The organism is Acidovorax sp. HMWF018 (assembly GCF_003061035.1).
In the GTDB taxonomy this organism is placed as follows: Bacteria; Pseudomonadota; Gammaproteobacteria; order Burkholderiales; family Burkholderiaceae_C; genus Acidovorax; species Acidovorax delafieldii.
Window position 1 is genome coordinate 4,885 of the sequence record NZ_QAIM01000042.1, and the last position, 10,470, is coordinate 15,354.

At 68.5% G+C, this 10,470-nt stretch carries 9 protein-coding genes; all 9 read right to left on the reverse strand.

Features of this window, described 5'->3' with window-relative positions; translation table 11 throughout:
* Nucleotides 1–183 (reverse strand): hypothetical protein (locus DBR23_RS30165; protein WP_233250218.1); only part of this gene is annotated, 183 nt, incomplete at its 3' end.
* A 175-nt stretch (nucleotides 184–358) separates the two neighbouring features.
* Nucleotides 359–1,351 carry a tripartite tricarboxylate transporter substrate binding protein gene (locus tag DBR23_RS01250; RefSeq protein ID WP_108497040.1) on the reverse strand — a complete coding sequence of 331 codons (993 nt, stop codon included), beginning with the start codon at nucleotides 1,349–1,351 and terminating at the stop codon, nucleotides 359–361.
* A gap of 67 nt (nucleotides 1,352–1,418) precedes the next feature.
* Complete coding sequence (locus DBR23_RS01255) at nucleotides 1,419–2,645, reverse strand: acyl-CoA dehydrogenase family protein (protein WP_108497041.1); 1,227 nt, start codon at nucleotides 2,643–2,645, stop codon at nucleotides 1,419–1,421.
* 170 nt (nucleotides 2,646–2,815) lie between these two features.
* Nucleotides 2,816–4,384: an AMP-binding protein gene (locus DBR23_RS01260; protein WP_199227604.1), complete on the reverse strand. Its 1,569-nt coding sequence runs from the start codon at nucleotides 4,382–4,384 to the stop codon at nucleotides 2,816–2,818.
* A 196-nt stretch (nucleotides 4,385–4,580) separates the two neighbouring features.
* Nucleotides 4,581–5,018 carry a DUF1801 domain-containing protein gene (locus DBR23_RS01265; RefSeq protein ID WP_108497043.1) on the reverse strand — a complete coding sequence of 146 codons (438 nt, stop codon included), beginning with the start codon at nucleotides 5,016–5,018 and terminating at the stop codon, nucleotides 4,581–4,583.
* Nucleotides 5,019–5,066: 48 nt separating this feature from the next.
* On the reverse strand, nucleotides 5,067–5,564 hold the full coding sequence (locus tag DBR23_RS01270; RefSeq protein WP_158276407.1) for a GrpB family protein: 498 nt from the start codon (nucleotides 5,562–5,564) through the stop codon (nucleotides 5,067–5,069).
* Nucleotides 5,565–5,578: 14 nt separating this feature from the next.
* Nucleotides 5,579–6,607: a LysR substrate-binding domain-containing protein gene (locus DBR23_RS01275; protein ID WP_108497045.1), complete on the reverse strand. Its 1,029-nt coding sequence runs from the start codon at nucleotides 6,605–6,607 to the stop codon at nucleotides 5,579–5,581.
* Between the two features lie 103 nt (nucleotides 6,608–6,710).
* A complete protein-coding gene (locus DBR23_RS01280) occupies nucleotides 6,711–8,558 on the reverse strand; it encodes a gamma-glutamyltransferase family protein (RefSeq protein ID WP_199227605.1) in 1,848 nt (615 codons plus the stop codon).
* A gap of 274 nt (nucleotides 8,559–8,832) precedes the next feature.
* Entirely contained in the window at nucleotides 8,833–10,416 is a 1,584-nt protein-coding gene (locus DBR23_RS01285) for an alkaline phosphatase (protein ID WP_108497046.1), read from the reverse strand.
* Between the last annotated feature and the right edge of the window lie 54 nt (nucleotides 10,417–10,470).

A 10,470-nucleotide genomic window follows, 5' to 3' on the forward strand; every position in this document is an offset into this window, starting at 1 on the left:
GCGCACCTGGCCGCTGGGGCTGGCGATGAGGCCGCGGCTCGCGTCCTCGAAGCTGGCGGGCGCGTTCACGTCCAGTGTGCCCAGGGATGCGGCCTGGCGCGCACGCGTGGCGGCGGTTGCGTCCTGCCGGACATCGGCCACCTGGGCCAGGGTTGCAGGTGCCAGGCCTAGCAGGAGTGGCAAGGCGAGTGTCGCGAGCGTTGGGAGGTTTCGCATGGGGGTTTGGAACCTTTTTGAGATGAAAAAGGCCTCAAGCGCACAATTTATATGCGCTGGCAGCTATCAAAATTGAAGTGATGCGTTGCCTGGTATAGACGGGTAGGGCCGGGCACGTGGGCGCGTTCACCCCTTCGCGCCATCACATCGGCTCCAGCCTGATGCGTTTCATCATGGCCTCGGTGAAGCCGATTTCCTTGCCGAAGGCCCGTGTGAAGGTCTCGCCGTCTTGCGGGTTGACCATGCCGCCTTGTTCTTCGAGCGCGGTCACCACAGCGGGCTGGCGCAAGGCGGCTTCGAACGCGGCGCGCACGCGGGACACGATGGCATCGGGCGTGCCGGTGGGCACGGAGACGCCGCCCCACGAGGTCAGCTCCACCCCGGGCAGGCCCGCCTCGGCCAGCGTGGGCACACTGGGCAGCTTGGGATTGCGCGCGGGCCCGGTCACGGCCAGTGCGCGCAGCTTGCCAGCCACGATGTTCGAGTACGCCACCGCGGTGATGGGTGCGCCAAAGGCCACCTGCTGGCCCAGCACCGCGTTGACGATTTCCGAAGCGCCCTTGTACGGCACATGCGTGGCCTGCGCCTGGCTGACGCTGAGCACCATCTCCACCCCCAGGTGCGAGGGCGTGCCGACACCGCCCGACGCGTAGTCCAGCTTGCCGGGCTGCGCTCGCAGGCGCGCCAGCAGGTCGGCCAGGCTGCGGATGTCGCTTTGCGCGTTGACGATGACCACCGTGTCCGAACTCGTCAGACCGATCACATGGCGAAAGTCCTTGAGTGCGTCGTAGCCCGGCTGCTTGTACATGCGCATGCTGGCCGCCATGGGCGAGCCGGCGTAGACCCAGGTGTAGCCGTCCGGCGCCGCCTTGGCCGCCTGGCGCGCACCCAGGTTGCCGCCTGCGCCGCCCTTGTTTTCGATGACCACGGGCTGGCCCAGCTCCTTCGACACCGCTTCGGCCACGATGCGGGCCGTGGTGTCCGGGCCCGTGCCGGCGAGGTAGGGCACCACCCATTTGATGGGGCGAGCGGGCCACGGCTCGGCGGCCATGATGGATGTACTGGCCAGCAGTGGCAGCAGGCCTGCAGCGAGCAGTACGCGGCGGCGCAGGTGGGGGATGGGTTGATTGGTCATGTCTTGTCTTGTCTCCGTGTCATTTTCTGTGAGTGTTGTTTTGGCGCGTTGTGGGCGGCGCAGCCGCTCAGGGGGATGCCATGAGTTCTTTCGCGATGGTGTTGCGCTGGATCTCGCTCGTGCCGGTGAGCACGCGGTACATGCGCAGCATGCGGAACAGGAACTCCACGCGCCGGCCCTGCACGATGCCCTCGCCGCCGTGGATCTGCACCGCGCGGTCGGCGATGCGAAAGGCAGCCTCCGAGCAGAACAGCTTGGCCATGGACGACTCGGCGCGGGGCTCGGCGCCTGCATCAATCGCGCGGGCTGTGGCCAGCATCAGCCCGCGTGCGGCAGCCCAGTCGGTCGCCATATCGGCCAGGATGTGCTGGATGGCCTGGAACTGCCCGATGGTGCGGCCGAACTGGTGGCGCTGCTGCGCGTAGTCGCGCGCATCGCGCAGGGCCACCTGCGCCAGGCCCAGCATGGCGGGGCAGTGCAGCAGCCGGTTCACGCTGATGCGGCCCAGCGCCAACGCCAGGCCGCGCCCGGCCTCACCGATCAGGTTGGCGGCGGGTACGCGCGTGCCCTCCAGCACGATGTTGCCCGTGCTCGTCTGCCCCGCCATGGTCTTGTAGCCCGACTCCACGCGCACCCCGGGCGCATGCAGGTCCACAAAGAAGGCCGTGACCTCGCGCTTTTTCGGATCGGGGTCGTCGTGTGTGGCGGTGGACGCCATCAGCACTGCGTAGTCGGCAAACGGCGAGCCCGAGATGAAGCGCTTGGCACCCGTGATGACGTAGTCGTCGCCATCGCGCACGGCGCGCGTCTGCACGTTGCCAGCGTCCGATCCGGCCTCGGCCTCGGTCAGCGCGAAGCAGATGGCCATTTCGGCACGCGCCACCGGCAGGATGAACTGCTGCATCTGGTGCGGCGTGGCCATGCGCGCCAGCGCGCCCACGCGTGGCGGGCCACTCAGCTCGCCAAACACATGGGGGGCGAATGGCGAGCCGCTGGCGTAGATGGCTTCCTTGACCAGCACATGGTCCAGCGTGGACAAGCCCAGGCCGCCCATCTTCTGCGGTAGCGTCATGCCGTAAAACCCCAGCGCGTGCGAGCGCTTCCACACCTGCTGCAGCAAGGCCTTGTCGGGCGCGTTCTCGTGGTCGATGCCATGCTCGCGCGCCAGCGCCGCCAGCTCGCCATACAGAAACTCGTTGATGCGCGCAATCAGCTCGGCCGCCTGTGGCGAGCCTTCAAAAGGCATGCCGGGGAACAGCGGCGCTGGGAGGGGGGATGTGATGTCGTTGTTCATGTCAGGATTCCTTGTCGTTGGCTGTGACAGCGGGCTCTGGAAACTGGCGCAGGCCCAGGCGAGAGACGCCGAGCAAGGGCCGCCCCGCAGCGATGGCGTCGTCCCCCTTCCCGCAGCGCGAAGCGATGCGAGAGAAGGGGGAAGGCGCGCAGCGCCTCAGGGGGATGTACCTAATTCACCATCCGCCCACGCCCCTCCCAGTACGGGGCCTGCACGGCACGGCGCATCACCTTGCCGTTGGGGTTCTTGGGCAGGGTGGTGACGAACTCAATGCGCCGTGGCCGCTTGAACCCGCCCAGGTGCTGGGCGCAGAACGCGTCGATCGCAGCGGTGGTGTCGGCGCCGGCCGCGCGGCCGGGCTTGAGCACCACGTGCGCGGCCACGGCCTCGCCCCACTTGTCATCGGGCACGGCGAACACGCAGGCGTCCGCAATGGCATCGTGCTGGTACAGCACGGCCTCGACCTCCGATGGGTACACGTTGAAGCCGCCGCTGATCACCATGTCTTTCTTGCGGTCCACGATGTAGACGTAGCCCTCGTCATCCATGCGGGCCAGGTCGCCCGTGTGGTACGCGCCGTCCTTCAGCACCTCGGCCGTCAGCTCGGGGGCGCGCCAGTAGCCCGCAAAGATGTCGTCGCCACGCACCACGATCTCGCCGATCTCGCCGGTGGCCACGGGCAGGCCGTCGTCGCCCAGGATCTGCACATCACATTCCAGAAACGGGCGTCCGCACGATGCCAGGCGCTCAGGCCGCGCAGCGCGGGCAAACAGATGGTCCTCCACCGACAGGCCACACACGCCCGAGGTCGTCTCGCCCGCGCCGTAGCCTTGCTGCAGGATGGGCCCGAACACGTCCATGGCCTGCAGGATGCGCGCGGGCGCCATCGGGGCGGCGCCGTAGCCCAGGCGCAGCAGGTCGGGCAGGGGGCGGTACTGGCCCTCCAGCTCGGTCAGCAGCATGTTGATCATGGTGGGCACCATGAAGGTGTGGGTCACGCGGTCGGTCCGCATGTCGGCGATGAAGCGTGGGGGCTCGAAGCCGTTGAACAGGCGGATGGTGACCCCCTGGCACAGCGCCGGCACCATCTGCATGCCCGATGCGTGGGTGATCGGGCCCACCAGCCCCAGGATGTGGCCGGGCTGCTGCCCGTCCGAACGCGTGAGGAACTTGCGCAGCTGCGCAAGGCGGTTGCCGAAGGTCTGCATGGCCGCCTTGAGCACACCCGAAGAGCCGGAGGTGTAGTGCAGCACGGCGACTTCGTCCTCGCACACGACCACCGGGGTGAACGTGGCGCTGGCCTGGGCCAGTGCCGCTTCATACCCTGCGGGGCCCGCATCGTCGGTCAGCAGCAGCCGGGGCATGGCGCCGGGCATGCATTGCGCCACATGCGGGCCGATGGTCTCGGCGCGCTCGGCGGTGGTCACGATCAGCGCCGCACCGCTGTTGGCGGCAATGGCGCCGACCTCGGTGGGCGAGAGTCGGGCGTTGAATGGCGCCTTGATCAGCCCGGCCTTGTAGCAGGCGATCTCGATCTCGACGACCTCGACACAGTTGGGCAGGTAGATGCCCACGCGGTCACCGCGCTGCAGGCCCAGGCCGAGCAAGGCGTTGGCCAGGCGGTTGGTGCGCTGCTCCAGATCGGCATAGGTGATGCTGCGTGCGGGGCTCTTGACCGCCATGCGGCGGGCATGGGCACGGGCGCTGCGCGCCACGAGGGCGCCGACGTTGGCGACCACGCGCGGGGAAATGGGGGGCGAGGTGGTAATGGCTGTCTCCTGAAACACCGGCCCCGTCGAGCGCGGGGCATGGGGTCACTGTTCCAGAAGACGGGGTATCAGGGAAATACCGATTGCTGATGGGCAGGCATCACTGAAATTGATGCCCTTGCCATAGCGTCCTTCCGCACACACTGCGTGTGCGGCTGCGACCGTGTTATGCCGCCTTCGTGCGGGTGGCGGGCTTTTTTGCGGAGGATCTGGCCGGCTTGGCGGCGTTGAGTGCCACTGCCGCGCGGATGAGCGACTTGAACGCCTCTGCATCCACCACGTCGCCCTCGTGGATGTCAATGGCGCGCCGCGCATTGCCATCCAGGCTGGCGTTGAACAGCCGCGCCGGGTCCGGCAGCGAGGCGCCCTTCAAAAAGGTGAGCTTCACTGCGGCCTTGTAGCTCTCGCCGGTGCAGAGGATGCCGCCCAGTGACCATACGGGAGTTCCCATCCACTTCCACTCTTCCACCACGCCGGGGGCGGCCTCATGGATGAGCGCACGCATGCGTGCCAGCACCGGGCCGCGCCAATCGGTCAGGTCTGCGATGCGCTGGTCGATGAGGGTGGAGGCGGGTTGGGACGATGAAATGGTTTTGGATGCCATGGCGGTGTCTCCTGAAGCGGAATCGTTAGAGCCTTTATGGGAATGTGATCAGTCGGCAGCCAGGGGCTTGCCCGCCGCCTGCAGCACCTGCGCGATGAAGCGGGCCTTCTCCTCGCGGTAGCGGTCCATCCCCTCGGATGCGAATCGCTGCTTGAGCCAGTTGTACTCTGCCACCAGGGCGGGGTCGGCGCGCAAGGCATCGCGAAAGTGCAGAAAGCATCCGAACGGCGAGCCGCAGGCCACCACCTGCAGTGCAACGTCCATCGTGGCGCCGGGCCACAGCAGCATGCACAGATCAGGCGCGCGCAGTGTGTCGGCCTTGGCGCTGCAGCCTGCGGCCTCGAGCGCTGCCACGCCCTGTGCATGGTCTTGCGGCGGCACCAGCACGCAGATATCGAGGTCACCCTTGGAGACTGCGCCGGGAATGGACGAGGCGCCGATGTGTTCGATGCGCGCCTGCGGCACGATTGCAGCCACCTGGGCAGCCACCGCGGCAAACGTGGCTGCGGCGTCGTCCTGGTACTGCGCGGATTCGAGCAATGTCACTGCGGTCACTCGGGTCACACTGCGGCCTCCCACCTGCCCGATGCCACCAGCTTCTGCACCACGGCCTCCAGCGCGTCCATCACCACCTGCATCACCCCGTCCACGTCGTGGTCCGCAGCGGTGGCCAGGGTGTAGCTGCGCGTCATCTCGGGGTTGACCACGCGGGCCACCATCCAGTCGGCGCTGGAGGCAGGGGCATCCCCCAGAGCGCAGGCAGGGGTGAATGTGAAGCCGCCCCCGCACGCATACAGCGAGCGGATCACCCGCGCGGAGTCGTGTTCGTGGGCGATGTTCAGGGCCACACCGCGCGCGGCGGCGGCTTCTTCGACCCGCTGGCGGATGGTGTAGCGGCGCGACTGCAGCACCAGGGGCTGTGCGGCCGCATCGGCAAAGTCGATGGTGGGGCGCATGGTGGGGCTGGCGGCGCGCGCTGCCGTGGCACGCGCGCCAGCCCGGCGCGCAGCAGGCGCTTTGGCCGTGGCTGCTGCGTCAGGCACTGGCCGCAGCAGCGCACGCACCGTGCCGCCGGGGTCGTGCCCGCAAAAGTACATGGCCTCGCGCACCAGGGGACGGCAGTGCAGGCCCTCCACCTGCGCGGCGTCGACCAGAACGCCGATGTCCGCACGCCGGTCCAGCATGGCTTTCCTGACCATGAGGCTGAGGTCGTCGAGCACGAACACCCGAATGCGCGGGTGCGTGTCCTTCAGGTGCGCCAGCAACGGGCCCATGAGCAGCGATGACAGCAGAAACGGCACGGCAATCGTGACCGATCCCTCCGGCCCCTGCGGCAGGCGCTGGATGCGCTCCCGCATGGCCGAGGCGTCGCTCAAAAGCCGCCGGGCGTCCTGGTAGAGCTGCACGCCAGCCTGCGTGGGCGTGACGCCCGCGTGCGAGCGTTCCAGCAGCTGCGCGCCCAGTTCGGACTCCAGCTTCTTGATCTGGGCGGTGAGGGCGGGCTGCGCTATGTAGAGGCTGCCCGCCGCGCGCGAGAGGCTGCCGGCTTCGACCACGGCGATGAAGTAGCGCAGGCTTCGGAGATCCATGGGGCAAGACTGTAGCGGGGTCCGTCCTTGGCGCGCGCCATGTCCGCCCAGGCGGCCGCACACTCGGCGCGCAGCCCCGTGTTGGGCCGCTCAGGGCAGGCTTTCAGTCGCCCATCACCACGCCCTCGCGGCGTGGATCGGCCCCGCCCATCCACAGCTTCTTGCCATGCGCCTGGCCGCGTGTGATGGCTTGCAGGCCGCTGGTCATGTTCATCTCGCGCACCTCGGCACCCCGGGCGCGCAGGGCCTCGACGGTGGCGGGTGGGAAGCGTTTTTCTTCCAGCAGCGTCGGTCCGTTCATCGAGCCGAAGTTGGGCAGGTTGATGGCTTGCTGGGGCATCAGGCCCCAGTTGAGCACGCCGTAGAGTGTCTTGGCCGTGTAGTGGATGATGGCCGCGCCGCCGGGGCTGCCGCCACTCATCAAGAGCTCGCCGGTGGCCTTGTCGAACACCAGCGTGGGTGCCATGGACGAGCGCGGGCGTTTGCCGGGCTGCACGCGGTTGGCAATGGGCTGGCCTTGGGCGTCGGTGGGGGCAAAGCTGAAGTCGGTGAGTTCGTTGTTGAGCAGGAAGCCTTTCACCATCTGCCGCGCGCCAAACTGGTCTTCGATGGTGGTCGTCATGGCGACCGCGTTGCCGAAGGCATCGACGATGCTGATGTGGCTGGTGCCGTATTCAGGCTGGTCGGGCATGGGCGCAAAGCCCGTCTTGACGGCGCCGGGATTGCCGGGCTGGGCGACCTTCATGCTCTGGGTGCCGATGAGCTTGGCGCGCTCGGCCAGGTAGGCGGGCGCGAGCAGGCTGGTCCAGCTGCCGGCGGGGGGCTGCACAAAGGCGGGGTCGGCCACGAACTGGGCGCGGTCGGCAAAGGCCAGGCGGGCGGCCTCGGTGTAGAGGTGCAGCCAGTCCGCGCTGGGCAGGCCGTCCTGCAGGGGCTTGGCGGCGGCGTCGGTGTTTTTCAGGATGCCCAGGATCTGCCCGATGGCGATGGCTCCGGAGCTGGGCGGTGGAAAGCCGCACACGCGGTAGTCCTTGCTGGCCACCTGGTAGTCGTGGCACAGCGCCTCGCGCTTCTTGGGCTGGTAGCCAGCCAGGTCGGCCAGGCTGAGCTTGCCGGGGTTGGTGGGGTGCTTTTGCACCTTGTCCACGATGGCCTGGGCGACCTCGCCTTCGTGCAGGGCCTTGCTGCCTTCAGCGGCAATCTTGCGCAGCACGGCGGCCAGCTCGGGGTTGCGCAGGTTCACGCCCACATCGCGCGCGTCGCCGTCGGCCTTGTAGAAATAGGCGGCGGCCACGGGGTCCTTCTTGAGGTGGGCGTCGGCCTTGACCAGCGTGTTGAGCCGAGCGCTGACCTTGAAGCCGCCCTCGGCCAGCGTGATGGCGGGCTGGAACAGCGTGGCCCAGGGCAGCTTGCCGTGCTGCTTGTGCGCCATCTCCAGCATGCGAACGGTGCCGGGCACACCCACCGAGCGGCCGCCCACCACACCGTCGTAGAAGGGCACGGGCTTGCCGTCGGCACCCAGGAAGAGTTTTTCATCGGCGGCAGCAGGCGCGGTTTCGCGGCCATCGTAGGCCTCCACCAGCTTGCCGTTGCTGTGCAGGAGGAAGGCGCCGCCGCCGATGCCGCTGGATTGGGGCTCCACCAGCGTCAGCACCATCTGCACGGCAATGGCCGCATCGACGGCCGAGCCGCCGGCCTTGAGGATCTGGTAACCCGCATCGGTGGCCAGCGGGTTGGCAGCGGCCACGGCAAACTTCTCCGTGGCCCAGCCCGGTTTTTCGGTGTAGCCGGACGAGCCTTCAGGCTGCGCGGGCACGGTGTAGGCGAACTGGGATGGCGCACCGGCGCAACCTGCCAGGGCCATCAGGGTGGCGAGGGCCGTAGGGGCCAGCAGGTTGCGAGTGAACGGGCGGCGCAGGTGCGACGTGGCAGGCAGGGCAGTGGGTGACATGCGGGTCTCCTGTGGGTGCAAGCAGCGAAGCGGCCATGGTAAGGGGCCTTGCTGCAGCTTGCGAGGGCGTGCAGGAGGCTGCCCCTGGGGTTTGTGCACCGATTGAAGGAGTTTTGCGGCGGTAGCGCTAGTGCAATATGCCTGAGCAGCTATCAAAAAGGTAGTTGTTACCGACCGTCAGCGGCGGTTCACAGGCCATCCCGGGGCCCTGGCAAGGCGCAACGACCAGGGGCTTGCCTGCCCGGCGGGTCGGGTCACGCCTTCCCAGGTCGCCTCAGGCCGCCTGGGGCCCTGCGCGGCCGTCTTCCACCACAAACCGGGCGAGCGTGGATGCGCCGCTGTCAGCGCGCAGCGGGTCGTCCACCACACGCAGCGTGGTGGACCAGCGCGTGGGGGTGATGTCGGCCAGGCCGTAGCCGCGCTGGTCGCAGCGTGCCAGCAGCACATGCGGGTTGTGGCGGACGATGGCGTCTACTTTGGCCTGCGTGGTGCCCGACCGCGAACTGATGGACGTGCCACAGAACTCGCTGGCCACCACGGCCGAGTCGGCGCGAGCGGCATCGGCATGCACGCGGCAGACGTAGTTCTGGTGGATGTCTCCGCCCAGCAGCACCGTGTTGCGCGGCGTGTGCCGGGCCACGGATTGCAGCAGGCGCTGGCGTGCAGCGGGGTAGCCGTCCCAGGCGTCTGTGGGCACAGTGCCAGAGGGGTAGTGGCGCGGCGAGAACAGCGTCTGCTGTGCGATCACGCTCCAGCGTGTGGCCTGTGCGCTGGCTGTGTCGGCGGCCAGGCCCGCGTCCAGCCAGCGCTCTTGCGCGCTGCCCAGCAGGCTGCGCTGTGGCTGGGCCAGCTCGGCGCAGTCGGCGGGGCGCACGGCGGGTGCGCTGCTGGCCTCGGGCGTGCGGCAGGCCTGCCAGCTGCGGTACTGGCGGCTGTCGAGCAGGTGGATGTGCGCCAGTCGGCCCCAGCGCAGGCGGCGGTAGATCTGTAGCGTGTCCCAGCCGGCGGCGGACGCGGGGCCCCGGAGGCTGGTCGTGCGCAGCGGCATGTTTTCGTAAAACGCCTGCCAGGCCGCACTGCGCTGGGCCAGAAAGGCGGCGCTGCCCGGGCTCTCGCCACGGCTTGCCTCGGCGGCATAGTCGTTTTGCACCTCGTGGTCGTCCCAGGTCACGGCCCAGGGGCAGGTGGCGTGGGCCAGCTGCAGGGCCGGGTCGCTCTTGTGCAGTGCGTAGCGGTCGCGGTAGTCGGCCAGCGTGGTGGCGTGGCGCAGGCCGTGGGTGCGGGCCAGATCGGTGGTGGTTTTGGGTGTGGCGTATTCGTAGATGTAGTCGCCCAGGAACAGCACCAGGTCTGGCTGGTCAGCGGCCAGATGGCGCCAGGCCGCGTAGTGCCCATGCTCCCAGCGCTGGCACGAGGCAAATGCCACCCGCAGCGCCCCGGGCATGTCGCCCGCCGCAGGCGCGGTGCGCGTGCGGCCCGTGGCGCTCACCGCGTCGCCCAGCATGAAGCGGTAGTGGTACCAGCGTGCGGGTTGCAGGCCTTGCAGCTCCACATGCACGCTGTAGCCCAGCGCGGGCAGCGCAGTGGCCTCGCCCTTTTGCACGATCTGGGCAAACCCAGCGTCGTGCGCCACCTCCCACCGCACGGTGTGGGCGATTTGTATCTGCGCAGGGTCGGTCAGCGCCAGCCGTGTCCAGAGCACCACGCCATCAGGCGCCGGGTCGCCGCTGGCGACGCCGAGGGCAAAGGGGTTGTTTTGCAGCGCGGGCGGATTGCTCCAGGCCCAGCGGGGGAGTGTGGCGACGGAGGCAGCCAGGGCTGCGTTGCGCAGGAACTGCCGTCTTTGCTCGGATGTCAATTCAACTGCCCTTTGCGTCGGGCGCCGTGCTCAGAAACTGACGCAACCCAGACC

Coding starts and splice junctions, on each gene's coding strand:
- DBR23_RS01250 (WP_108497040.1), bottom strand. CDS start 1,351: ATGACCAATCAACCCATCCCCCACCTGCGCCGCCGCGTACTGCTCGCT.
- DBR23_RS01255 (WP_108497041.1), bottom strand. CDS start 2,645: ATGAACAACGACATCACATCCCCCCTCCCAGCGCCGCTGTTCCCCGGC.
- DBR23_RS01265 (WP_108497043.1), bottom strand. CDS start 5,018: ATGGCATCCAAAACCATTTCATCGTCCCAACCCGCCTCCACCCTCATC.
- DBR23_RS01275 (WP_108497045.1), bottom strand. CDS start 6,607: ATGGATCTCCGAAGCCTGCGCTACTTCATCGCCGTGGTCGAAGCCGGC.
- DBR23_RS01280 (WP_199227605.1), bottom strand. CDS start 8,558: ATGTCACCCACTGCCCTGCCTGCCACGTCGCACCTGCGCCGCCCGTTC.